Origin of the sequence: Chryseobacterium sp. CBTAP 102 (assembly GCF_003201365.1) — a bacterium.
In the GTDB taxonomy this organism is placed as follows: Bacteria; Bacteroidota; Bacteroidia; order Flavobacteriales; family Weeksellaceae; genus Chryseobacterium; species Chryseobacterium candidae.
Map to the genome: position 1 here is coordinate 53,062 of NZ_QICX01000018.1, position 25,565 is coordinate 78,626.

Consider the following 25,565-nt stretch of genomic DNA (forward strand, 5'->3'; position numbering starts at 1 on the left):
TGGGTACAAAAACAAAAAAGAGAAAATGTAATTATTTAAATTTCAATAATTTACAAATTCTCTTTAGCTTAAAAAGTGGAGTTGGAGGGATTCGAACCCTCGTCCAAACAAGCAATACATAAGCTTTCTACATGCTTATTCTACCATTGGTTTTCGACTGAAAGCAGAGGGTAGACACCCAACTACCAGCTTATCTTCTGAAATTTTCGAGCTTTAGCCAAAGCTTCTAAAGCCTTATTTCTGCATTCCTATATCCCAGGATCAAACGCTGCAGAACAGAGCATTTGTGGAATATCTTGCTTCCCTACTGAAATCTTCGGGAAAACGCTTGATCTACTATACTTCGATATTAAGCTGCAAGAGCGAACTCTTCGTTGCCAGTTAAAATTTTGTAGCAAGGGATTATAGAGATCGCGCTACGGTTCTCTGCATGCTTACTTACCCATTGGTCTTGCTGTCGAAACCAGTCAACCCCATGAATAAATTGTATGCAAAGATAGTGCTTTTTGTTTACATTTCATTAATATAGGTGGTTTTAATAGTAATTGGGAAAGAAAATGAATAACCTGAAGCTATTAAAAATTGAATGTCTGGTTATTGTGGATAAAAAATTAATGCCTGTTAACAGGCATTAATACGAGTTTTTTTAACAGTATTAAGATAGGGTAGTGATTGTTTATTGCAATATATTTTGTGTTCTCATAAAAATTACCTAGTTTTGCAATCCAAAATGAGATGTAAAATATGTTAATAATTCCAGTAAAAGATGGTGAATCCATCGACAGAGCTTTAAAAAAATACAAGAGAAAATTTGATAAAACAGGAACTGTTCGTCAATTAAGATCTAGACAACAGTTTATTAAGCCTTCTGTAACTTTGAGACAAGCTAGACTGAAAGCGGCTTACAAACAAAGAGCGCTTAGCAAAGAAGAGCAGGCTTAAGATTTTTTCTTAACCATATATTAATTCACTTCTTAAATTCTTATATTTGAGGAGTGAATTTTTATTTTTATACCTATGATGCTGGAAAAATTTTTAGAATACTTACAATTCGAAAAAAGATATTCTCCTCATACCATCACAAGCTACAAAAAAGACCTTGAAGACTTTTCCTATTTCTTCCTCCGAACAGAATCTTCTGACAATTTAGCCAGGGCAGACAAAAAGATTATCCGAAACTTTATTGTTGAATTGAGCGAAAATAATATTTCCAAAAGAAGTATCAACAGAAAATTATCTTCACTCCGAAGTTTTTATCTTTTTCTTTTAAAAATAGGGGAGATTAAAGTTTCTCCTGTAGAAGGGATTTCTTCCCTGAAGTTTTATGCTGAAAAACAGATTCCTATGTCTAAAGAGGAAATGACTGATCTCAATGAAAGAATTTTCGAACAGGTACATGAAGTGCTTGAAAAATGTATTTTGGAAGTTCTTTATCAGACAGGAATGCGTAAAGCAGAACTTTGTGGCCTGATATTTGAGAATGTTGACTTATATGGAAATGAATTAAAAGTAATAGGAAAAGGGAACAAAGAAAGGGTGATTCCCATTTCCAATGAATTGTCTGAGCTTCTGAAAAGTTATCTGGAAATAAGAAATCCGCAGACAGAATTCAAATCATATTTTTTCGTCAATAAGAAAGGGAAAAAACTCAATGAAAAATTTGTTTATGTGGTAGTTAATAAGTACCTTAGTCTTGTAACAACGAAAGAAAAAAAAAGTCCTCACATCCTTCGGCATAGCTTTGCTACCCACGTATTGGATAATGGGGCGGAGATCTCCAAAGTAAAAAAAATATTAGGGCATTCCAGCCTTGCCAGTACTCAAGTCTATACGAATGCTAATATTGAACAATTGAAAAAAGTGTTTAATCAGGCTCACCCTCGAGCATCAAAAAAAGAAGAATTATGAAGATTTCAGTTCAATCAATTGGTTTAACACCACACGAACCACTAGAGTCACACATTGACAAAAAAGTAAGCAAATTGGATACCTTTTATGACAAAATTCATGAGTGTAAGGTATTTTTAAAAGTAGAAAATAACGCTGATAAAGCTAATAAAACTGCTGAGATTATTTTGGCGGTTCCGGGAGACGATATCGTAGTAAAGAAAACATCTACCAGTTTTGAAGAAAGTTTGGACCTTTGTGTTGATACAGCTAAAAAGCTACTAATCAAGAAAAAAGAAATGGCGTAGAAAAAAAAGTCAAAAAAAGTTTATAAAATATTTGAGAATTCAAAAAATCCGTTCTATATTTGCACTCGCAAAAAAGGAACAGTGATCTTTTGAATTCTTTTTTATATTTGCCTCCATAGCTCAGTTGGCCAGAGCACGTGATTTGTAATCTCGGGGTCGTGGGTTCGAATCCCTCTGGAGGCTCATAAAATATAAACTTTTGGGGAGATTCCAGAGTGGCTAAATGGGACTGACTGTAACTCAGTTGCTTCGGCTTCGTAGGTTCGAATCCTGCTCTCCCCACTTTATATTTTTATAAAAAAACTTGCAGGATTAAATAAGTTTTCTTAGTTTTGCACAGCGTTTACCAATAGTTTTGAAAACAAAATTGCGGAAGTAGCTCAGTTGGTAGAGCGTCAGCCTTCCAAGCTGAATGTCGCGGGTTCGACCCCCGTCTTCCGCTCAATAAAGTCACTGAGTAAAAGTGATTTTTTTTAACACTGAAATATGTAGAGTAGAGTTTCTCAATCAGTTTCAGTCCTTTATTAAAATGCCTCCATAGCTCAGTTGGCCAGAGCACGTGATTTGTAATCTCGGGGTCGTGGGTTCGAATCCCTCTGGAGGCTCATTTTAATATAAAATATCTGGGGAGATTCCAGAGTGGCTAAATGGGACTGACTGTAACTCAGTTGCTTCGGCTTCGTAGGTTCGAATCCTGCTCTCCCCACATTTTATATTATAAAAATAGTTGCGAGATTAAATAAGTTTTCTTAGTTTTGCACAGCGTTTACCAATAATTTTGGAAACAAAATTGCGGAAGTAGCTCAGTTGGTAGAGCGTCAGCCTTCCAAGCTGAATGTCGCGGGTTCGACCCCCGTCTTCCGCTCAACGAAAAATCACGCTACTTAGTGTGATTTTTTTAGTTGATGCCGACTTAGCTCAGCGGTAGAGTGCTTCCTTGGTAAGGAAGAGGTCACGGGTTCAAGTCCCGTAGTTGGCTCTCGATTTTCCCGAATTTTCTTCGGGATTTTTTTATGCCCAACTTTTGAGACTGATCCCTTAAAACTTTTACTCCAGCTTTACAATCACAATCATAAAATTTTCGTTAAATTCGTGTAAAATAAATTTTTGATGAATATTCTTTTACTGGAAGATGATCTCATTCTGTCTGCAGAATTGTGCAGATTTTTAGAATCAAATAATTTTAACTGTGATAAAATCTATGACGGAGAAACCTTTCTCCGTCAGATAAAAAATAGTACCTATGATCTGTATCTGCTGGATATTAATGTTCCTAAAATAAACGGACTAGATGTCTGTCAGACGATCCGTTCTTTTGACAAGAATACTCCCATCATTATCATCTCTGCCTATGGAGATATCTCTGATAAAAAAGATGCTTTCACAAGACTGGCTGACGATTATCTCGTAAAGCCATTTCAGTTTGAAGAACTTCTTCTAAGAATCAATTCGCTGCTGAGGAGAAAAGCTCCTTCTGATAATTCCGATCAGGATATTGTAAGAATTGATGACCTTATTATCAACAAAACAGAGCAGAAGGTTTATCGTGGAGGAAATGAAATAACCCTTACGCTGAAAGAATTTCAGTTGTTGGTTTATCTAGCGGAAGCGCAGGGAAGAACGGTTTCCAAACAACAGATCACAGAACATGTATGGGAACACAATTTTAACACAAATACCAATACCGTAGAAGTGTATATCAATTTTCTGAGGAAGAAGATTGATAAAGATTTTAAAATAAAACTGATCCACACCCGTTCTGGTTTCGGATATTACCTAAGCCCATTATAAATGTCTTTAAAAAGGAAGATCGCTTTAACGATAAGTATTGCCTTTTCATTACTATTTGGAATGGTGATGGCGGTCATTTATTTATCTTTTAACGATTTCAGAAGGGATGAGTTTAAAGAACGATTCAGACAGCGACTTGAATTTACTTCCCATTTTATCTCAAAATCAAAAGACTTTGAAGAAGAGGCTCCGGTTTTTTTCAACGAAAATTCAGATAACATTCTTTTGAATGAAAAGATTTTAATTTTCAATGAGAAAAAAGAACTCATCTACAGTACGATCAAAGACCGGAATGTCATCTGGGACAGTGCAATGCTTAAAGAGCTGGATAAAAAGAAAATTATCTATACAGAAAAAACAGTTCCGGAAATCTATGCTGCACTCAGGAATATTAATGGAGAAAATTATTATATCCTTACCAGTGCTTTTGATACCAACGGAAAATCCAAGTTGGGATATCTTAAATATCTTTTGATTACGGCTTATGTGATGAGCACCATGCTTATTGGTTTTTTCAGTTATTATTTTGTCGAAAAGTTCCTTCGTCCACTGGAAGACCTGAACAAGGAAATTTCTGAAGTTACTGCCCATAAACTCACCACACAGATTCCGGTAGAGCAGTCTAATGATGAAGTAAGTGTTCTTGCCAAATCCTTTAATACCATGATTGGAAGGCTGGATGATGTATTTCAGTCGCAAAAAGATTTTACGGCCAGTGCTTCGCATGAGATCAGAACGCCGATAACAAGAATGGCATTTCAGCTGGAAAATCTGATTAAATTTGAGGAACATTCTCCGGAAACGATGTCTTCTTTAAAACAGATTCAGCGGGACGTTTATCAATTATCAGACCTTACCAATTCACTTCTGCTGTTGACAAAGTTTGATAAAGAAAATATTCAGAGCATTTATGAGGAAGTAAGAATTGATGAAGTCATCTTTGAAGCCTTTGAAGCGGTGGAGAAAAGTTATCCACAACTTAAGCTGGATTTTCTGATCAATGAAGATAGTTCTGAAAATGCTTTTCTGACTATAAAAGGAATTCATTCACTATTGGTAATCGTATTTATCAACTTATTTAAAAATGCAGCAGTGTATTCAGATAATACAGAAGTGAATGTTTTGATTACTGAAACCAACGATAATCTTTCCGTTGAAGTTATTTCTCACGGCAATACTATTTCTGAAGAGGAACAGACTAAACTGTTTGAAGCTTTCACAAGAGGAAATAACGCACAGAATATAGCAGGGTCAGGATTAGGCCTTAGAATTGTCAAAAGGATTCTGGAATATCATGATGCAGATATTGTATACTCTTCCCCTGAGGATCACATGAATAAGTTTACATTATTTTTTAAAAAATAAAAGCGACTGATACGAAAACAGTTGCTTTTTTGTTAAACTCCTGATTTAAATTTTTAATAAAAATTGAATGTTTGTAGAAAAATTAGCTGATTTTGTCTCGTAATTTATTCTGTAAACAGCCTGTTCATAACTATTTTAATATTTTTTTAAGCGTCATTTAAGTTTCTTTTAATAGCATCAAAGCAATTTTGTAATTTAAAAAAATAATAATGAATAGAATTGCAGTGCTGTGCCTCGCCGTTTCCTCATTCATGGCGGCACAACAGCAGATGTCTCTTTTGGAATGCGAAGAAGCTTTTCAGAAGAACAACCTCCAGCTGCTCGCCGAACAATACAACATCAATATGGCTGATGCGGATATTCTGCAGGCTAAAATCTGGGAATTACCTCAGTTAAGCGGACAGTTCAATGCTTACAATCCTCAAAGCAAAAAGTTTTTTGATGTAGGACATTCTAAAGGAGCGGGTATTACTCAATTGATTTATATGGGCGGCAAAAAGAAAAATGAAATTGCTTTTGCCAGATCCAATAAAGAACTGGCCCAGCTTCAGTTTTCACAATTGCTGGTAGATTTAAGATCTCAGCTTCGCTCTGCTTATTTTAACCTTTATTACGAAAAACGAAAGCTGGAAAATACCAACAGACAGTTAGGATATATGAATGATCTTTTGAATGCCTATCGTATACAGTCGGCAAAAGGAAATGTTTCCCTTAAAGATGCTGTAAGGCTGCAGAGTATTGTGATTCAGCTGAATCATGATAAGCTGGAGATCAATAAAAATATTCTTGATTTTGAGCAGAATCTGAAAGTTCTGACAGGAGTTGCAGAAGAGATAGAGCCTGCAATGTCTGAAACCGAAGCAAAAGAAGCTCTGGCAGCACAGCCTTTCGGTGATGAAGAAGAACTGAAAAGCAAAGCCCTCGAAAATAATGCAGATTACCGATACAATTTGAAGCTCATTGATAACAGTAAGTTGTATGCACAGTGGCAGAAATCATTGAATGTACCGGATGTTACGGTAGGTGCAGCGTGGGATCAGGCAGGAGGAACTTTTAATAACGAAGCTAATCTGACCTTGGGAATTCCTTTGCCACTATGGAAAGCTAATCAGGGAAATGTAGTAAAAGCAAACTATGCTATCCGGCAGAATCAGAAAAATGCTGATTTTCAAAAACTGACGCTGGAAACTAAAGTTCAATCTGCATACAAAACCTGGAAGGCACAATATGATCAGCTTCTGGATGTAAAAACTACAGACCTTCAGAATATGGAACTTGTTTACAACGGAATGCTGACCAATTTCAGAAAAGGAAATATCAACCTGATTGAATTTACAGACTTCATGGATAGCTACAGGGAGACAGCTCTTCAGATCTATGATATGAAAAATGAGATCATGCAGTCGGCAGAACAACTTAATCAACTAGTACAAACGAAAATCTTCTATTAAAATGATGAAAACATATATTATTCCCGCATTGATGGTCCTTTCATTAATGGCCTGTTCAAAAAAAGAGGAAGAGAAAAATAATCATACGAAAAAAGGATTCGAGCTCAGTAACACCATGCTGAATTCTATTTCCCTGGCAAAAGTTGAAAAAAAGAATATAGAAGATGAATACAGCTTTTATGGAAAAATATCGGCAGACAAAAACAGTTATATAGATGTTTACCCTTTGGTAGGAGGAAATGTGATGAGTGTGAATGTAGAATTGGGTGACTATGTAAAAAAAGGACAGGTGTTGGCTACCATCAGAAGTACTGAGCTTGCAGAAATTCAGAAAGATGTAAGCGATGCAAAAACAGATCTTGTAGTAGCAAAAAATAACCTCCGTGTTGCAAAAGAACTCTACGAAGGAAAGCTTAATACGGAAAGAGATGTACTGGAAGCTAAAAGTCAGTTACAAAAAGCAGAAGATCAGTTGCAGAGAGCCGCCGCTGTAAGTACCGTTTATAATGTGAAAAGCGGAAATATATACAGTGTAGTAGCACCTATCAATGGTTATATTGTTCAGAAAAGTATTAACAAAGACATGCAGCTGAGAAGTGACAGGAGTGATAATATCTTTGATGTGGCCAATACTACCAATGTATGGGCTATTATGAATGTCAACGAATCTGATATTGATAAAATCAGCCTTGGAATGAAGGCCCAGGTATCCACACTTTCTTATCCGGACAAGGTTTTTGATGGAAAAATTGATAAGATCTTCAAAATTATTGATCCGCAGACCAACGCCATGCAGGCAAGAGTAGTATTGAACAATGCCAACGGACTTTTGATCCCGGAGAGTAAAGCCACGATAAAAGTTTCCAGCCTGGAAAGCAACGCTACACTTACCGTTCCCTCCAAAGCAGTGATTTTTGATGATAATAAAAGCTTTGTGGTGATTTTTAAATCCAGAACAGATGTAAAGATCAGAGAAATCAAAGTATTAAAGCAGGTTGGTGATGTCACCTATATTGCACACGGTCTTAAAGAAGGAGAAGAAGTAATTACCAATAACCAGCTGCTGATCTACCGTTCACTGAACAGCTAGTCAAGAATATGTACTTTTTTCTTTAACGGCTTTTTTAGGTCATCAATGTATCTATCATGAATAAATTCATAAAAAATATAATCGCTTTTTCATTAAAAAATAAAGCATTTACCTTTATCTGGGTAGCGATTTTAGCCATCTCCGGTTTTATAAGTTTCAAAAACATGCCTATTGAAGCTTTTCCGGATGTAACGAATACCCAGATTGTCATCATCACCCAATGGAATGGGCGTAGTGCAGAAGAAGTAGAACGTTTTGTCACGACACCCATCGAATTGGCGATGAGCCCGGTTCAGAAAAAAACAAGTGTAAGAAGCACCACCATGTTTGGGCTTTCTATTGTTAAAATTCTTTTTGACGATGGGGTGGATGATACTTTTGCCAGAAATCAGGTCAATAACCAGTTAAGAACCATTAGCCTTCCTGATGAGGTAGACCCTGAAGTACAGCCACCCTACGGGCCAACCGGTGAGATTTTCAGATATACGCTGGAAAGTAAAACAAAAGACTCCCGAACACTGCTTACCCTGCAAAACTGGATAATAGACCGTGCTCTAAGAGGAGTTCCGGGTGTAGCAGATATCAATGTTTTCGGAGGGCAGGATAAAGTGTTTGAGCTCAGTATCGATCCGAGAGCATTGGATAAATATAACCTCACGCCGCTTCAGGTATATGATGCCGTTACCAAAAGTAACCTGAATGTAGGAGGTGATGTTATTGAGAAAAACGGACAGGCCTACGTGGTAAGGGGAATTGGTCTCGTAAAATCAGTGGCGGATATCGGAAATATTACCATTCAGAATGACAGCGGAAACCCTGTTTTGGTAAAAAATGTAGCTGAAGTTCATGAAAGTTCTATGCCTAGAGTAGGACAGGCTGCCCTGAATCATCATGACGATACGGTGGAAGGAATTGTTGTGATGAGAAAAGGGGAGAATCCAAGAGAAGTACTGGTAGGAGTGAAGGCTAAGATTAAAGAGCTTAACGAAAAAGTCCTTCCAAAAGATGTGAAAATGGTCACTTTCTATGACCGCGACAATCTGATGGATTTCACAACCCATACCGTAATGCATAACCTTATTGAAGGAATTGTTCTGGTAACGGTAATCGTTTTAATCTTCATGGCAGACTGGAGAACTACGCTGATTGTTTCCATCATCATTCCTTTGTCCTTGCTATTTGCCTTTTTATGTTTAAAACTGGCCGGGATGAGTGCCAATCTGCTTTCGTTAGGTGCTGTAGACTTCGGGATTATCATAGACGGAGCCGTCGTCATGGTGGAAGGCCTCTTCGTAATGTTAGATCATAAAGCGAAGCGGTACGGAATGGAGAAATTCAATAAACTCGCAAAAGGAGGTTGGATCAAGCAGACAGGAACCGGATTAGGAAAAGCGATCTTTTTTTCAAAATTAATCATCATCACTTCGTTGATTCCTATTTTCTCATTTCAGAAAGTGGAAGGTAAAATGTTCTCTCCTCTGGCATTTACATTAGGATTTGCATTAATGGGAGCATTGATATTTACATTAACATTGGTTCCTGTTCTTTCGCATATCCTTTTAAATAAAAATGTAAGAGAAAAAAATAATCCGTTTGTTAACTTTTGGGACAGAATCGTTTTGAAAGGTTTTAATTTAACATTCAGGTACAAAAAAATGAGCATGATTGCAGCGATTTCCTTTCTGGCTGTTACATTGTTTTCCGGAAAGTTTTTAGGAACAGAATTCCTGCCTCAGCTGAATGAAGGATCATTGTGGATCACTGCAGAAATGCCGATGAGTTCTTCATTAAAAGAATCTCTGAAAACAGCAGATCTTTTAAAGAAAGACATTCTGAGCTTCTCCGAAGTGACAGATGTTCTTGCGCAGACGGGAAGAAGTAATGACGGGACTGATCCCAACGGGTTCGGATTTGTGCAGTTTGCAGTTAATCTTAAGCCAAGAGAAGAATGGAAGCGTAAAATTACTTATGATGAACTGATCAATGAAATAGACAAAAAGCTCAGAAGTTACCAGGGAATTACTTTCAACTATTCCCAGCCGATCTCGGATAACGTAGCCGAAGCTGTAGCAGGATTCAAAGCAGAAAATGGAATCAAGATCTATGGTGACAATCTGGAAACGCTGGATAAATTAGCCCATGAAGTTTTGCTTAAAATTAAAGACGTACAAGGCGTAAAAGACCCGGGAATTATTAAAAATATCGGCCAGCCTGAAGTAAGTGTGGTTCTGGACAGAGATAAAATGGCTGCTTACGGAGTAATGCCTGCAGATGCACAAGCCGTGTTGGAAATGGCGTTTGGAGGGAAAACAGCGTCTGAAATGTTCGATGGGGAAAGAAAATTCCCGATCCGTCTTCGTTATTCTCAGGAATACAGAACCAATGAAAACGATATTGCTTCTTTGATGGTCCCTACACAGGATGGAGCAAAAATTCCCTTAAAAGAAATAAGTACCATTGTTAAGGATAACGGAGCTGCATTTATTTACAGAGACAATATCAAGCGATATATCGGGGTTAAATTCTCCATCCGTGACAGAGATTTGGGAAGTACCATTGCGGATGCACAGAAAAAAGTGGAAACTATTGAACTTCCGGATGGGTATTCCGTAGGATGGACAGGTCAGTTTGAAAACCAGCAGCGCGCATCACACAGATTGGCACAAGTTGTACCGGTGAGTATCCTGATGATTTTCTTCCTGCTGTTTATTCTGTTCGGAAATATGAAAGATTCTCTTTTGGTACTGGCGAATGTGCCTTTTGCTTTGATAGGTGGAATTATCGCCCTGCATGTTACCGGTATCAATTTCGGAATCTCTGCCGGAGTAGGGATGATTGCTCTTCTTGGAATTTGTATTCAGAACGGGGTAATCCTTATTACAGAGTTCCACCAGAATGTTAAAGACGGAATGGATATAGACACCGCCATCTTAAATGGAGTAAAATCCAGGACGAGACCTGTAATTATGACAGCATTGATGGCTTCCATAGGGCTTATGCCGGCAGCCTTGTCTACAGGAATCGGATCGGAGTCTCAGAAACCTCTGGCCATTGTTATTATTGGAGGACTGATTACCGCTACAGTGCTTACCCTGCTTATTTTCCCTATTATCTTCTGGATTTTCAACAAAACGAAAAGCTCGGTCAAATTTGATTAATCTTTCATTTATATAGTAAGAAGCGCGGAAAACAAAGTTTTCCGCGCTTCCCGATTATTGAAATAAAATAGGATGAGTTTAAAATTTAAAATCCTAATCCTACTGCAAAAGCTTTTACAGCATTCGGATAATCGGAAACAGAAGTGGCTGCTCCTGTCGTTGTATTGATAGAGTAAATTTTTGTAAATGAACCTACTGATGCCATTAAATAGGCCTTTTGGCTCATACTTCCAATATCAAAACCATTGGCATTGGGAATGTTGATTCCTAAAGAACCTGTTTCAACCAAAGTTCCGTTATTGGGTGGGTTTTGGAGATATAATTTATCCGTATTATGATCAATCACCAATAAGGTAGTTGAGGTAGCTCCGGCAAAGTTGTTGGTATAGGCGGCTGCACTTATCATGGGACTTCCCGGGTTCAGTGTAAGATCTACAGCAGCAATTGTTCCATCGTTAGGATTGAGGCGGAGATTTTGTCCTGTATTGCTTACTACCCTTATTCTGTCTACTGTGGGATTAAAATCAAATCCGAAATCCGTGCCGGAAAGTAAGGTGGAAAATGGAGATGCTCCCACAGCAGTAGCGGCACCTGTACCTAAGTTAATTGTATAGATTCTGCTTGAGCTTCCCAAAGCATACAATTGTCCGTTCGCAGGACGGAAATCTATTCCTAAAATATTCTCGCCGCTTTGTAATCCGGCCACTGTTTTAGAAACAGGCATAGGATTATTGGGATTGAAAATCTGAAGATTATTTGAATTGTCAATAGCGTAAGCTACCGGTTCTGTAGGGATGGCAATATCAATAATTCCCTGCTGAAGTGATCCTATTGAGGTTGTTTTACCATTATTCAGGTCCAGAACATGTAATTTATCATTGAAAGCTAGAAGAGCAGTACTGTTATCATATTTGATGTCAAAAGCAGACTGTCCCGTAAAAGTCGTTCCAAGACTTCCAACCTCTACTAAAGTTCCATTGTTGGGAGGGTCCTGCTTATATAATTTCCCCAAAGTAGGATCGATATCGTATAAAACAGTTGTAGAGGCACCTGCTTTGCTGTTGGTATATGCCAATCCGGTTATGGACGGGCTTCCTGTGCCGTTAATATTGATGTCTGTGGCCGCAACAGCTCCGGTTTCCGGATGTAAGCGTAGATTTTGGCCAGAATTACTTACCAAACGAATTCTGTCAACAGTAGGGTTGAAATCAATAGAAGCAATTGTTCCGGAGATCATAGGAGTAAATGCCGTTGAACTTACCACTCTTGCGGAGGCATTGGCTGTATTGATAATATATAATTTGCTGGCATTTGATAATGCATACAATTCTCCTGTGGCAGGTCTGAAATCTATACTTAACAGCTTTTCGCCTGATGCAACACCTGTTACAGATGTTTTTGAGGTGAAATTTTTTGGATTGTTGGAATTAAAATAAACAAGCTCGTTCATGGCTGTTATTCCATACACCATAAGATCAGGCCCTTGAGATGTCATATTTTCAGTCATGATATTTTCATCTGAATTATCACATGAAAATAAGGTTGTAATGGCAAACAAAGCCAAATACATGGGTAATAGTTTTCTCATAATATTGATTTTAGTTGTTGTTTTTATATTTACGAGAAAAAAATAAAGCTGGATGTACACAAATTAATTCTCTGGATTTTTTTTCAGTATATTGTATTCATAATTAGTAAGATAGTTTATATTTTTAATAAAACGTTTCTAAGGATTTTTTCTATTGGGAAAAATTTGTAAATTTGCAGTCTCAATACGTTGAAATATAAGGTTTGTCCTTCACTGGATGAGAATATTGAAAGTTTTTTTAATAAAAAGTTTTTGGTATTTAAAAATTCATTATATTTGCACACCGAAAATTTGAAAAACAATAAATAAATAATTTTAAATCATGGCAAAGGAAACGTTTAATCGTAACAAACCACACTTGAACATTGGTACTATTGGTCACGTTGACCATGGTAAAACTACACTTACTGCAGCTATCAGTAGTGTATTAGCGAACAAAGGTCTTGCTGAGAAAAAAGACTTCTCTGCTATTGACTCTGCTCCAGAAGAAAAAGAAAGAGGTATCACTATTAATACAGCTCACATCGAGTACGAAACTGAAAACAGACACTATGCACACGTTGACTGTCCAGGTCACGCCGACTATGTTAAGAACATGGTAACTGGTGCTGCTCAGATGGATGGAGCGATCTTAGTATGTGCTGCAACTGATGGACCAATGCCTCAAACTAGAGAGCACATCCTACTTTGCCGTCAGGTAAATGTACCAAGAATCGTTGTTTTCATGAACAAAGTTGATATGGTGGATGATGCTGAGCTTTTAGAGCTTGTTGAACTTGAACTTAGAGATTTATTATCTACTTACGAATATGACGGAGATAACTCTCCAGTGATCCAAGGATCTGCTCTTGGTGCTCTTAACGGAGACGAGAAGTGGGTTAAGACTGTTGAAGAATTGATGGATGCAGTTGATACATGGATCGAGCAGCCTGTTAGAGATCAGGATAAGCCATTCTTGATGCCAATCGAAGACGTATTCTCTATTACAGGTAGAGGTACTGTAGCAACTGGTAGAATCGAGGCTGGTGTTATCAATACTGGTGATCCGGTTGATATCGTAGGTATGGGTGATGAAAAATTAACTTCTACTATTACAGGGGTTGAGATGTTCAGAAAAATCCTAGACAGAGGTGAAGCTGGTGATAACGTAGGTCTATTGTTGAGAGGTATTGAAAAAACTGACATCAAGAGAGGTATGGTTATCGCTAAGAAAGATTCAGTTAAGCCACACAAAAAATTCAAAGCTGAGGTTTATATCCTTTCTAAAGAAGAAGGTGGACGTCACACTCCATTCCACAACAAGTACCGTCCTCAGTTCTATGTAAGAACTACTGACGTTACAGGTGAGATCTTCTTACCAGAAGGTGTAGAAATGGTAATGCCTGGTGATAACTTAACAATCACTGTTGAATTACTTCAGCCAATCGCTCTTAACGAGGGTCTTAGATTCGCGATCAGAGAAGGTGGTAGAACTGTAGGTGCAGGTCAGGTAACTGAAATCATCGACTAATCCACATCTAAAACATATAAAAAGCTTCCGTAAGGAACATTCTTTACGGAGCTTTTTTTAACTACGGGCATCGTCCAATGGTAGGATACCGGTCTCCAAAACCGTTGATCAGGGTTCGAATCCTTGTGCCCGTGCAAATATAAATTATGAGTTCATTTGTCGATTTTTTAAAAGGTTCTTATAACGAATTCAGACATAAAGTTGAATGGCCAAAATGGGCTGATCTTCAGTCTTCTACAATTGTAGTGACTATAGCGACAGTTATTCTGGCTTTATTTACCTTTGGAGTTGATGAATTGTTTTCAAAGGCAATCAGCAACATAATAGGAATGCTAATCAACTTGTTCAATTAATAATTAAGTATTTTCCATAATGAGCGAATTGAAATGGTATGTGCTGAAAGCAATCAGCGGACAGGAAAATAAAGTGAAAAACTATATTGAGACAGAAATCAAACGTTTAGGTTTTGAACAGTACGTTACTCAAGTGGTTATTCCTATGGAAAAGGTGATTCAGATTAGAAATGGTAAAAAAGTTCCTAAAGAAAGACCTTACTATCCTGGCTACTTGATGATTGAAGCAGACCTGATGGGAGAGATTCCTCACGTTATTAAAAATATTCCTGGAGTTATCTCTTTCTTAAGTTTAACAAAAGGAGGTGATCCTGTTCCAATGAGAAAATCAGAGGTTAACAGAATGCTTGGAAGAATGGATGAACTTTCAGAATTCGCAAGCGATGTTGAAATTCCTTATGTAGTAGGTGAAAACGTTAAAGTGATCGACGGACCTTTCAACGGATTCAATGGTACAGTTGAGAAGATTCTTGAAGACAAAAAGAAAATTGAGGTTTCTGTATTGATCTTCGGTAGAAAAACTCCAATGGAACTGAGCTACATGCAAGTAGAAAAAGTATAATACATTACTTATAAAATATAAAAAGACCGTTTTTAAAACGGTCTTTTTCATTTGTATCTTTTTATATTTTTCAATGACTTCTTTTGAAATAATTAATTCTGTACTCCTATTAATTCATAATGAAATTTTGAATTTTACTTTTACACTTTTTCCCTGTTGTTAGAGTTTTTTTAATTTAATGATATTATTTCATTGATCCTCAAAATATCATAACTCTGTTGATTGCCTCTATAGTGTACTTTGCTTTAATTGAAATATCACCGTTTTGTGATGAAATTTTCATTTTAAGCATTAAGCTTTTTTTAATTGTTTGATTCACTTTCAGATGGCATAGTTCTTGCAAACAAGCTGTTAACTAATTATTAAAATTTTATATCTTTTTATTTCAGACAATACAGAGGTATGGATATTTTATGTTTAAAATAAATGTCAAATTCGGATCAGCTATCCATAAACACAAGCTTTATATAAACACATAACCCAATGACAAAAATTATCTCGATGATCACTCTGGTAGGTGCATCTGTGTTCATAAACGCACAGGTTGGTATTAATACTACAACGCCGGAAAAAGAACTTACCGTGAACGGTACAATGAAGACATCAGGAATAGTTTTCAAGCAGCCCCTTGAAAAACTGACTGCAGACGAGAATTACACTTTCATTATTAAGTCTCCGTCTCCGGAAAACAAAATTACAGCGTACAATGATTCTTTTGTACCTAATTCACCGGCACCTATCAACCTTATTCAATTCAAGATTACCTGTGATCCTACAGACAAGGATTGGGTAAATCAATTTGACACAAAGATCAATTCCAGTAAGTTTCTGGTCGTTATTTCTTCTTTCGGATTTACACAGCCTACAAGAACATATTCTGCTGATTGGCTTACTCCGGTACCTCAGATTTTTGCTTATTCTTCGGGAGGAACATGGAAGCTTAAGGCAGATTACGAGGGATTCGCTCCTGATAATTCTTTCCCTACAGGAGTCTGGACACTGAACTTATTGGTATTTGACAGATCATATGCCAAAGATTTTAATTCAACACAAAACCTTAGCGGTTCAACTACTGGTGCTGCTGCTGCTCCATTAATTCAATAAAACATAAACTCTATGAAAAAAAATATTGCGATACTCTTGATGGGTTTTGCTGCTTTAAGCATGAATGCCCAAGTAGGAATAAACACTAACACACCTAAAGGGACATTGGATGTTGAAGGTGAAACATTAGTGGAATCCTATTTAATAGATACTGAAAATACAAAGGCAGGCGGAAACTATCTTCTTCTTACCCGATCAAAAGATACTTCACCGGTAGGTAAGGTGAAGCTGTTGGATATATCGCTCCGTAATGTAGCACCTGTAAATATGTATAATGTTATACTAAAAAATGTGAGACAGGATGAAGTGGTGAATCTTAATACAGGATTAGATGCCAGTAAATATGTTGTGGCTATTACAGGTGCTGTTTTTACAGGAGCGGTTTCGGCAGCCAATACCACTACCACTCCCAAATCTTATGGTTCCTACGCAACTGAAATTACACAGGTAACTAGTGGAGGTAAAAAATACCATGCTATTAATTTGGCTTTTAAAGGGGCCGGAACTGTTTCTTCTCAAAATGGAACCTGGACACTTACCTTAAATGTCTTTGAAAAATCATTAGTTAAAGACTGGGGAACTTTTAATGGTTCTGTTTCAGCATCTGCTTCACCGGTATATTCAGGAGTATCAACCAATACGCCTTTAGGGCTTCAATAAAAAACTATGAAAAGAAAAATTTATATCACATTAATCATGTGCTTTGGGATATTTTTGAATGCCCAGAAAGGAAAAGTAGGGGTGAACACAGCCAATCCTACAGAAACACTTGATGTAAATGGAAAAACCTATACGAATTCTCTGTATTTAAGAAATCCTGGAGAACCTACGATGACAGGAGGCAGCTTTTTGGCAACCTCACAGAATGCTTTGCAGCTGTATGATCCTGCTCTCGAAAGCAGCGGACTGTTTAATTATCTTAAGCTTACCCTTACCGGAGTACCCGGAACCGGAATTGCAGATTATGATACCAAAATTGATGCAACCAATTTTCTGGTTATACTTCACAACTATTCATTCAAGCTGAATGACGGAACTACCAACGTAATGCTTGATTATGGTGATAACGGAGTGAACGACAACAAGCAGGGATCGCCGGAAGTAATTGCCTTCAAGAGTAATGGGACTTGGCACGTCAAAGCAAGATTTGTAGACAGCAGAATTATTGCTACCAATTCTACTACCCCATCAAGAACATACAACAACTTTACCGTTGATCTTTATCTGATGGCCTACAGAAGATTGATTGAAAAACAAAATATAAACGATATCAATGATGATCTTGGAGGAAATGACGGTTCTACAAAAACAATTAATAAACCTACAGGTTTCTAGTAAATCTTTTCTTTCAAAAATATTTAAAAGAGGCTGTCTCAAAAGTGTCATTCTGAACGAAATGAAATGTAGTGAAGAATCTCATGTGTTTGGTTATCAACGAGATTCTTCCTTCGTCAGAATGACAAAAGCCAGATTGTTTGACTTTTGAGACAGCCTCTTTTGTTTTTCTGGCATTATTTTTAATGATATAATAATAGGGCATGATTTGTTTTTTTTCTAAAACTTTTAAAAATCAGTAATTTCCGTTTGCTAATTCAAAAATATTTTATACTTTTGCAGTCCAAAAAGTAGGTTTATTGTTATGTGAGTGCATAACCTACTGAATAATAAATGCTTCCAAACTCATTAATTATTCAAATTTAAAAAACAAACAATGGCTAAGAAAGTCTTTAAAATGGTAAAGCTTCAGGTGAAAGGTGGCGCAGCTAACCCTTCTCCACCAGTAGGTCCAGCATTGGGTTCTGCAGGTGTGAACATCATGGAGTTTTGTAAGCAATTTAACGGAAGAACCCAAGATAAGCCAGGGCAAGTTTTACCTGTAGTAATTACAGTATACGAAGACAAATCTTTTGAATTCGTTATTAAAACTCCACCTGCAGCAATCCAGTTAATGGATGCAGCTAAGATCAAGGGAGGTTCTGGTGAACCAAACAGAAACAAAGTAGGTTCTGTAACTTGGGAACAAGTAAAGAAAATCGCTGAAGATAAAATGGCGGATCTTAACTGTTTTACAATGGACTCTGCTCTTTCTATGGTTGCAGGTACTGCCAGATCTATGGGATTAAGAGTAACAGGAACTAAACCAACTAACGCTTAAAACTTAAAGAAATGGCAAAATTAACTAAAAAGCAAAAGGAAGCTTTAAGCAAAGTAGAAAAAGGAAGAATCTATAACCTTGAAGAAGGTTCAGCTCTTGTAAAAGAAGTGAACACTACAAAGTTTGATGCTTCTGTAGATATTGCTGTAAGATTAGGTGTAGACCCTAGAAAAGCAAACCAAATGGTAAGAGGTGTTGTATCTCTTCCTCACGGTACTGGTAAAGATGTTAAAGTATTAGCTCTTGTAACTCCAGATAAAGAAGCAGAAGCTAAAGCTGCTGGTGCTGACTATGTAGGTCTTGACGAATATTTACAAAAAATCAAAGAAGGTTGGACAGATGTTGACGTTATCGTTACTATGCCAGCTGTAATGGGTAAATTAGGTCCGTTAGGTAGAGTATTAGGTCCAAGAGGTTTAATGCCAAACCCTAAATCAGGAACTGTAACAATGGAAATTGGTAAAGCAGTAACTGAAGTAAAAGCAGGTAAAATTGATTTCAAAGTAGACAAGTATGGTATTATCCATGCAGGTATTGGTAAAGTATCTTTCGATGCTGCTAAGATCAAAGAAAATGCTCAGGAATTAATCCAGACATTGATCAAAATGAAACCAACTGCTGCTAAAGGAACTTATGTGAAGAGCATCTATTTGTCTTCTACAATGAGCCCTGGTATTGCAATTGATACTAAATCTGTTAACTAATAATAATCCTTAAGACAATGACAAAAGACCAAAAAGTTGTAGCAATACAAGAGATCAAAGATTTGCTTCAGGATGCAAAAGTAGTATACGTAGCAGATTTAGAAGGTTTGAACGCTGGTAAATCTTCAGATTTCAGAAGACAGGCTTTCAAGCAAAATATCAAAGTAAAAGTTGTAAAAAACACACTTTTACAAAAAGCAATGGAACAAATTGAAGGAGTAGATTACTCTGAAATGTTCCCATCTTTCAAAGGAAACTCAGCATTAATGATTGCTGAAACAGCAAATGCTCCTGCGAAATTGATCCAAGGATTCAGAAAGAAAGAAGAAAAGCCAGCTTTAAAGTCTGCTTTTGTTCAAGAAACTTTCTATGTTGGTGACAACAACCTGGACATGTTGGCTAACATCAAGTCTAGAGAAGAAATGATCGGTGAAATCATCGGATTACTTCAGTCTCCAATCCAGAGAGTTGTTTCTGCTCTTCAAAACAAACCTGAAACTGTAGAAGCTAAAGCTGAAGAAGCTGCTCCTGCGGTAGAAGAAACTCCTGCTGCTGAAGCTCCGGAAGCTGCTGCAGAAAGCACTGAAGAAACAAGTGCTGAATAATTACACTCAAAAAATTAAATAAATAATCAACAAAAACATTACAACAATGTCAGATTTAAAAAATTTAGCTGAAACGCTAGTAAACCTAACTGTAAAAGACGTAAACGAATTAGCTGCTATCCTTAAGGATGAGTACGGAATTGAGCCAGCTGCTGCTGCTGTAGTTGTTGCTGCAGGTGGTGCAGGTGATGCTGCTGAAGAAAAGACTGAATTCGATGTAATTCTTAAGTCTGCGGGTGCTTCTAAATTAGCTATCGTTAAATTAGTAAAAGATTTAACTGGTGCTGGTCTTAAAGAAGCTAAAGATATCGTAGACGGAGCTCCTGCTGCAATTAAGCAAGGTGTTTCTAAAGACGAAGCTGAAGCTCTTAAGAAGCAATTAGAAGAAGCTGGTGCTGAAGTAGAATTGAAATAATTTCAATTGTATTATAAATATAGGAGCCCGGGCAATAGCCCGGGCTTTTTTTATGTAATCTCTTGTAAATCTGTCTTTTATTTTGTAACAGTATTTTAATATTATTATTTTCAATTCTGATATATTTTTTTATGATTAACTATTTATTTCAAATTAACATAATATTTTGATTGTGTCGTATTGTTTGTTTATTTTGTGTAATTTTTCACTAATAAATTGTTCTTTTTATTGAGAAAATATTATATTTGTGTCTGAAAAAACACAACATATTGGATAAAAATTATTTTCTTTCTTACGGCTATAAGATTAAATTTTTGTTACTTCCGGTAGCTGCAGTAACTCCAAACACTAAATTGATATCTGTAATGAGAGCAAAACCTGTGTTGTCATATTCTGCAGATATTAAAAATTATCCGCAGGTTGTTTTAGCTGATGTTTTCGTTTATATGTGTTCTGAAGCAAAAAATATTTGGCATGCCATTAACAGGCTTTTTGCTCATAAAAAAGGAACTCATACATTCTATGACAAAAATTTCCTATATAATCTCTTTTCCTTTAATAAGATAAAACTCGGTGCTATATCGAATAAATTGATTTATTCGTGCCAAAAACATATGGAGAATATTTGTATGACGTTTAGAGAAGTTAAAAAATTACTATAGTAATTCCTTTAAACTGGTTATGAGGGGTATCCATTACGCACAGGTAGGCATCAATATAATGGAACCTCAGGCAAGCTTTGATATTATTGGATGGGTTTCTAATACAAGCAGACTTGACGGTAAGATAGTCTCAATGCTTGCAGGAGTACAATTAAAAAGCTAAAAACCACACTGCTTGCCAAATCGGAGCATTAGTGCATGCTACAGCCGCTGAAACTGCACTTGCAGGACAAACCATGACGTTGTATTATTATTTTGATGATACCCGGGAAAACTTAAGTGAAGGTATTAGAACAAATGGGAGTGCGTGCATAATAGCAACTACTGTAGCTTTAGGAATATACATTGGAACTGGAAATTATTTGAGAATACATGACGGTCATAACTTAGTTTGGCTACTCATAAAAATGGAGTTCTCAACATAAGGACAGGAAGTTAAGAGGGATGGATTTAAAGCTCATATGGACATTGATACTTCTTCATTTCCAAAAGGAGTAAGTATGATTAAGATAGAAATCAAATCGACGATATAATCTTATAAGATTATTGTAAAATAATCATAAGATTAGCTTGTGTTGCGGAGGGGTTGCTCAAATTTGGGCAGCCTCTCTTATTTTAAGAGCCTCAAAATGAGATGATTTATTTGTTATTGTGGATAACTTTTTGTATATTTGCCCCTCTTTTGGCGCGAAAAATTGTTTGTAAATTTATAAAATACTGAAAATCAACTCTTTCATTGTGTAAAACATGGAAGGGATTTTGTGTATATAAATACTGCGGTAATACTGCCTCAAAAGTAATAAAAATATTTTGCATTACGCTGTGAAAAGATATACCAGTGTTGCAGTTAGAAAGAACCAAGTACAAAGTTTAAAAGAGCCTGAGGTCCTTTGTGAGCGCCAAAAACACTTTTACCTTTTACTTTTATCTTGTTTCTTGTTCTTTTCTGATATTTTTTAATGAATCAAAATATTTTTTAACCCTTTCTTAAAAGTTTTATGAGTAAAACAAAATCAACAACTCAAGGAAATCCGAGAATTAATTTCTCATCAGCGAAAGGAAAAATCATCACTCCTGACTTTTTGGATATCCAAATTGAGTCTTTCAGAGAATTTTTCCAGCTTGATACACTTCCTGAAGCCAGAAAGACAGAAGCTCTTTACAAGACTTTCCAAGAGAATTTCCCGATTACGGATTCAAGAAACCAATTCGTATTAGAATTCTTAGACTATCTGGTAGATTCTCCACGTTATTCAATCGATGAGTGTGTGGAAAGAGGACTTACCTATTCAGTTCCTCTAAAAGCAAGACTTAAACTGTATTGTACTGACCCGGAACACGAAGATTTCCAAACAGTGGTTCAGGACGTATACTTAGGTCCGGTTCCTTATATGACGCCAAGTGGTTCTTTTATCATCAATGGTGCTGAAAGAGTTATCGTTACGCAGCTTCACCGTTCACCTGGTGTATTCTTCGGACAAACTTACCACGCCAACGGAACCAAACTTTACTATTCAAGAATTATTCCTTTCAAAGGATCTTGGATGGAATTTACAACAGATATCAACAGCGTAATGTACGCGTATATCGACCGTAAGAAAAAATTACCATTAACAACTCTATTAAGAGCGATTGGTTATGAATCTGACAAGGATATCCTTCAGATCTTCGACCTTGCTGAAGAAGTGAAAGTTTCTAAAGCTGCCCTTAAAAAAGTGGAAGGGAGAACATTGGCTGCGAGAGTATTGAACACCTGGTTCGAAGACTTCGTAGACGAAGATACAGGTGAAGTAGTTTCTATCGAAAGAAATGAGATCATCCTGGACAGAGAAACTATTCTTGAAAAAGAACATTTAGATCTTATTCTTGATGCTGGTGTGAAATCAATCCTGATTCACAAAGAAAACAGCAACGAATTCTCGATCATCCAGAATACATTACAAAAAGACCCTACTAACTCTGAAAAAGAAGCAGTAGAGTATATTTATCGTCAGTTAAGAAATGCAGATCCGCCAGATGAGGAAACAGCAAGAGGAATCATTGAAAAATTATTCTTCTCTGAGCAAAGATATTCATTAGGTGAAGTAGGACGTTACAGATTGAACAAAAAGTTGGGTCTTAATATTCCAACTACCACTGAGGTTCTTACCAAAGAAGATATCATTGCTATCGTAAGACACCTAATCGAGCTTGTCAACTCTAAAGCTGAAGTGGATGATATTGACCACTTATCAAACAGAAGAATTAAAACTGTTGGTGAGCAATTAGCAGGACAGTTCGGAGTAGGTCTTTCAAGAATTGCAAGAACAATCAAGGAAAGAATGAACGTTAGAGATAACGAAATCTTTACTCCACTTGATCTTGTAAATGCTAAGACATTAACATCTGTAATCAACTCATTCTTTGGTACCAACCAGCTTTCTCAGTTCATGGACCAAACCAACCCTCTATCAGAAATTACTCACAAGAGAAGATTATCTGCACTAGGGCCTGGTGGTTTATCAAGAGAAAGAGCAGGTTTCGAGGTTCGAGACGTTCACCATACTCACTACGGAAGAATTTGCCCGATTGAAACTCCGGAAGGACCAAACATCGGTTTGATTTCATCCCTTGGTATTTATGCTAAAATCAACAGACTAGGTTTCATCGAAACTCCATATAGAAAAGTAGAAGAAGGTAAGATTAATCTTAATGCTGATCCTATTTACCTTAATGCAGAAGATGAAGAAGACAAAGTAATTGCTCAGGCAAACGTTGAATTGAGCGATAACGGTGATTTCTTGACAGACAGAATTATTGCAAGATTAGATGGTGACTACCCTGTAGTAGAGCCATCTCAGGTCAACCTTATTGATGTTGCACCAAACCAGATCTCTGGTATTTCTGCATCATTAATTCCGTTCCTTGAGCATGATGATGCGAACCGTGCATTGATGGGATCGAACATGATGCGTCAGGCCGTTCCTCTATTGAAGCCACAGGCTCCAATCGTGGGTACAGGGCTTGAGCAGCAAGTTGCAAGAGATTCAAGAATCTTAATTAACGCTGAAGGTACAGGTACAGTACAGTACGTAGATGCTGACAGAATCGTTATTAAATATGAAAGAAGCGAAGACGAAGATTTAGTACAATTCGAGTCTGCTACTAAAACATACAACCTTACTAAGTTCAGAAAAACAAACCAGAGTACAACCATTACCCTAAGACCAAACGTAAGAGTAGGTGATGTAGTGGAAAAGGGACAGGTACTTTGCGACGGTTATGCTACTGAAAAAGGAGAATTGGCTCTTGGTAGAAACTTAGTGGTAGCGTTCATGCCTTGGAAAGGGTACAACTTCGAGGATGCAATCGTAATCAACGAAAAAGTAGTACGTGAAGACTGGTTTACTTCAATTCACGTGGATGAATATTCTCTTGAAGTTCGTGATACTAAATTAGGTATGGAAGAGCTTACAGCAGATATTCCAAACGTATCTGAAGAAGCTACTAAAGATCTTGACGAGAACGGTATGATCAGAATCGGTGCTGAAGTGAAGCCTGGAGATATCATGATTGGTAAAATTACTCCAAAAGGTGAATCTGACCCGACGCCTGAAGAAAAACTTCTTAGAGCAATCTTCGGTGATAAAGCTGGTGATGTGAAGGATGCTTCACTGAAAGCTGACTCTTCATTAAGAGGTGTTGTTATCAACAAGAAACTGTTCTCAAGAAACATTAAAGACAAAAAGAAAAGAACTGAAGAAAAACTTAAACTTGAAGAAATTGAAAACACTTACAAGGCTAAGTTTGACGAGTTGAGAAATACGTTAATTGAAAAATTAAATACACTGGTAAGCGGTAAAACTTCTCAAGGGGTACAAAATGACCTGGACGAGGAAATCATCGGTAAAGGTGTGAAATTTACTCACAAGTTATTAACTTCAGTTGAAGATTATGTAAACGTTAGCGGTTCAGACTGGACAGTAGATGCTGACAAGAATGAATTGATCAAACAATTGATTCACAATTACAAAATCAAATATAACGACATCCAGGGAGTTAAAAACCGTGAGAAATTCGCAATTTCAATCGGAGATGAGCTTCCGGCAGGGATCATGAAGCTGGCTAAAGTTTATATCGCTAAGAAACGTAAACTGAATGTAGGGGATAAAATGGCAGGACGTCACGGTAACAAAGGTATTGTTTCAAGAATCGTTCGTGAAGAAGATATGCCATTCCTTGAAGACGGAACACCAGTAGATATCGTATTGAATCCACTAGGGGTACCTTCCCGTATGAACATTGGTCAGATCTATGAAACAGTTCTTGGATGGGCAGGTCAGAAACTGGGTATGAAGTTCGCTACGCCAATCTTTGACGGAGCAACTCTTGATCAGATTACTGAATACACTGAGAAAGCAGGTCTTCCTAAATTCGGTCACACTCACCTTTATGATGGGGGTACCGGAGAAAGATTTACTCAGGCTGCAACAGTAGGTATCATTTACATGTTGAAACTAGGACACATGGTAGATGATAAGATGCACGCACGTTCTATTGGTCCTTACTCATTGATTACTCAGCAGCCGTTAGGAGGTAAAGCTCAGTTCGGAGGTCAGAGATTCGGAGAGATGGAGGTTTGGGCACTTGAAGCATTCGGTGCATCTAACATCCTGAGAGAGATCTTAACTGTGAAGTCGGATGACGTGATTGGTAGAGCAAAAACTTATGAAGCAATTGCAAAAGGTGAATCTATGCCTGAACCAGGTATTCCGGAATCATTCAACGTATTACTTCACGAGTTACAAGGTCTTGGATTAGACGTAAGATTGGAGGAGTAAGATATCAGATGTCAGACACAAGATGTCAGACTATGAC

23 protein-coding genes, 8 tRNA genes and 1 other RNA gene are annotated in these 25,565 nt (G+C 37.1%); 30 read left to right on the forward strand and 2 right to left on the reverse strand.

The window, feature by feature from the left end; translation table 11 throughout:
* Positions 1-73: 73 nt before the first annotated feature.
* Positions 74-475, reverse strand: a transfer-messenger RNA (tmRNA) gene (gene ssrA, locus C8D70_RS19385).
* Between the two features lie 269 nt (positions 476-744).
* Between ssrA and rpsU the strand changes: the two genes are divergently transcribed.
* The 15 genes from rpsU to C8D70_RS19460 all read left to right on the forward strand — a co-directional run bounded on the left by rpsU (position 745) and on the right by C8D70_RS19460 (position 11,050).
* Positions 745-942: a 30S ribosomal protein S21 gene (rpsU, locus tag C8D70_RS19390; RefSeq protein WP_034693154.1), complete on the forward strand. Its 198-nt coding sequence runs from the start codon at positions 745-747 to the stop codon at positions 940-942.
* A 78-nt stretch (positions 943-1,020) separates the two neighbouring features.
* A complete protein-coding gene (locus tag C8D70_RS19395; RefSeq protein ID WP_110368382.1) occupies positions 1,021-1,908 on the forward strand; it encodes a tyrosine-type recombinase/integrase in 888 nt (295 codons plus the stop codon).
* Positions 1,905-2,195 (forward strand): HPF/RaiA family ribosome-associated protein, encoded by a 291-nt coding sequence (locus C8D70_RS19400; RefSeq protein ID WP_076594989.1) that lies wholly within the window; start codon positions 1,905-1,907, stop codon positions 2,193-2,195. Before C8D70_RS19395 ends, C8D70_RS19400 begins: the two co-directional genes overlap by 4 nt.
* A 109-nt stretch (positions 2,196-2,304) precedes the next feature.
* Positions 2,305-2,378 (forward strand) — tRNA-Thr (locus tag C8D70_RS19405).
* 18 nt (positions 2,379-2,396) lie between these two features.
* Positions 2,397-2,477, forward strand: a tRNA-Tyr gene (locus C8D70_RS19410).
* Positions 2,478-2,564: 87 nt separating this feature from the next.
* Positions 2,565-2,637 (forward strand) — tRNA-Gly (locus tag C8D70_RS19415).
* An 89-nt stretch (positions 2,638-2,726) separates the two neighbouring features.
* Positions 2,727-2,800: transfer RNA gene (locus C8D70_RS19420), tRNA-Thr, on the forward strand.
* A 20-nt stretch (positions 2,801-2,820) separates the two neighbouring features.
* Positions 2,821-2,901 (forward strand) — tRNA-Tyr (locus C8D70_RS19425).
* Positions 2,902-2,987: 86 nt separating this feature from the next.
* Positions 2,988-3,060 (forward strand) — tRNA-Gly (locus tag C8D70_RS19430).
* 42 nt (positions 3,061-3,102) lie between these two features.
* A tRNA-Thr gene (locus C8D70_RS19435) sits at positions 3,103-3,174 on the forward strand.
* A gap of 131 nt (positions 3,175-3,305) precedes the next feature.
* A complete protein-coding gene (locus C8D70_RS19440; RefSeq protein WP_110368383.1) occupies positions 3,306-3,986 on the forward strand; it encodes a response regulator transcription factor in 681 nt (226 codons plus the stop codon).
* Complete coding sequence (locus C8D70_RS19445; RefSeq protein ID WP_076594991.1) at positions 3,987-5,351, forward strand: ATP-binding protein; 1,365 nt, start codon at positions 3,987-3,989, stop codon at positions 5,349-5,351.
* A gap of 209 nt (positions 5,352-5,560) precedes the next feature.
* The gene (locus tag C8D70_RS19450) at positions 5,561-6,802 is read left to right on the forward strand and encodes a TolC family protein (protein ID WP_110368384.1); all 1,242 of its coding nucleotides are present in this window, start codon (positions 5,561-5,563) and stop codon (positions 6,800-6,802) included.
* 4 nt (positions 6,803-6,806) lie between these two features.
* Positions 6,807-7,892, forward strand: a complete 1,086-nt coding sequence (locus C8D70_RS19455) for an efflux RND transporter periplasmic adaptor subunit (protein ID WP_110368401.1) — start codon at positions 6,807-6,809, stop codon at positions 7,890-7,892.
* Between the two features lie 56 nt (positions 7,893-7,948).
* Positions 7,949-11,050: an efflux RND transporter permease subunit gene (locus C8D70_RS19460; protein ID WP_076594992.1), complete on the forward strand. Its 3,102-nt coding sequence runs from the start codon at positions 7,949-7,951 to the stop codon at positions 11,048-11,050.
* An 85-nt stretch (positions 11,051-11,135) separates the two neighbouring features.
* Here the strand turns inward: C8D70_RS19460 and C8D70_RS19465 are convergent, their stop codons facing one another.
* Positions 11,136-12,638 (reverse strand): DUF4394 domain-containing protein, encoded by a 1,503-nt coding sequence (locus C8D70_RS19465; RefSeq protein ID WP_110368385.1) that lies wholly within the window; start codon positions 12,636-12,638, stop codon positions 11,136-11,138.
* A gap of 322 nt (positions 12,639-12,960) precedes the next feature.
* Between C8D70_RS19465 and tuf the strand changes: the two genes are divergently transcribed.
* The 15 genes from tuf (at position 12,961) to rpoB (ending at position 25,528) form a co-directional block, all read left to right on the forward strand.
* Positions 12,961-14,148, forward strand: a complete 1,188-nt coding sequence (tuf, locus tag C8D70_RS19470; RefSeq protein ID WP_034693176.1) for an elongation factor Tu — start codon at positions 12,961-12,963, stop codon at positions 14,146-14,148.
* A gap of 63 nt (positions 14,149-14,211) precedes the next feature.
* A tRNA-Trp gene (locus C8D70_RS19475) sits at positions 14,212-14,282 on the forward strand.
* A 12-nt stretch (positions 14,283-14,294) separates the two neighbouring features.
* Complete coding sequence (gene secE / locus C8D70_RS19480; protein WP_002976410.1) at positions 14,295-14,501, forward strand: preprotein translocase subunit SecE; 207 nt, start codon at positions 14,295-14,297, stop codon at positions 14,499-14,501.
* A 19-nt stretch (positions 14,502-14,520) separates the two neighbouring features.
* The gene (gene nusG, locus C8D70_RS19485) at positions 14,521-15,063 is read left to right on the forward strand and encodes a transcription termination/antitermination protein NusG (RefSeq protein WP_002976412.1); all 543 of its coding nucleotides are present in this window, start codon (positions 14,521-14,523) and stop codon (positions 15,061-15,063) included.
* A gap of 483 nt (positions 15,064-15,546) precedes the next feature.
* A complete protein-coding gene (locus C8D70_RS19490; protein ID WP_076594994.1) occupies positions 15,547-16,167 on the forward strand; it encodes a hypothetical protein in 621 nt (206 codons plus the stop codon).
* 12 nt (positions 16,168-16,179) lie between these two features.
* Entirely contained in the window at positions 16,180-16,827 is a 648-nt protein-coding gene (locus C8D70_RS19495; protein ID WP_110368386.1) for a hypothetical protein, read from the forward strand.
* A 6-nt stretch (positions 16,828-16,833) separates the two neighbouring features.
* Positions 16,834-17,502 (forward strand): hypothetical protein, encoded by a 669-nt coding sequence (locus C8D70_RS19500; RefSeq protein WP_076594996.1) that lies wholly within the window; start codon positions 16,834-16,836, stop codon positions 17,500-17,502.
* Between the two features lie 376 nt (positions 17,503-17,878).
* Positions 17,879-18,322, forward strand: coding sequence for a 50S ribosomal protein L11 (gene rplK, locus C8D70_RS19510; protein WP_047435399.1), 444 nt, complete (start codon positions 17,879-17,881; stop codon positions 18,320-18,322).
* An 11-nt stretch (positions 18,323-18,333) separates the two neighbouring features.
* Positions 18,334-19,026, forward strand: coding sequence for a 50S ribosomal protein L1 (gene rplA, locus C8D70_RS19515; protein ID WP_002976422.1), 693 nt, complete (start codon positions 18,334-18,336; stop codon positions 19,024-19,026).
* 17 nt (positions 19,027-19,043) lie between these two features.
* Positions 19,044-19,631 (forward strand): 50S ribosomal protein L10, encoded by a 588-nt coding sequence (gene rplJ, locus C8D70_RS19520; RefSeq protein ID WP_110368387.1) that lies wholly within the window; start codon positions 19,044-19,046, stop codon positions 19,629-19,631.
* 46 nt (positions 19,632-19,677) lie between these two features.
* The gene (gene rplL, locus C8D70_RS19525; protein WP_062675820.1) at positions 19,678-20,046 is read left to right on the forward strand and encodes a 50S ribosomal protein L7/L12; all 369 of its coding nucleotides are present in this window, start codon (positions 19,678-19,680) and stop codon (positions 20,044-20,046) included.
* 269 nt (positions 20,047-20,315) lie between these two features.
* Positions 20,316-20,708 (forward strand): hypothetical protein, encoded by a 393-nt coding sequence (locus C8D70_RS19530; RefSeq protein ID WP_110368388.1) that lies wholly within the window; start codon positions 20,316-20,318, stop codon positions 20,706-20,708.
* Between the two features lie 19 nt (positions 20,709-20,727).
* Positions 20,728-20,871: a hypothetical protein gene (locus C8D70_RS20950; protein WP_168802010.1), complete on the forward strand. Its 144-nt coding sequence runs from the start codon at positions 20,728-20,730 to the stop codon at positions 20,869-20,871.
* Between the two features lie 31 nt (positions 20,872-20,902).
* Positions 20,903-21,133: a hypothetical protein gene (locus C8D70_RS20670; RefSeq protein WP_146212905.1), complete on the forward strand. Its 231-nt coding sequence runs from the start codon at positions 20,903-20,905 to the stop codon at positions 21,131-21,133.
* Positions 21,134-21,706: 573 nt separating this feature from the next.
* Positions 21,707-25,528, forward strand: coding sequence for a DNA-directed RNA polymerase subunit beta (gene rpoB / locus C8D70_RS19535; protein WP_110368389.1), 3,822 nt, complete (start codon positions 21,707-21,709; stop codon positions 25,526-25,528).
* Positions 25,529-25,565 lie beyond the last annotated feature (37 nt).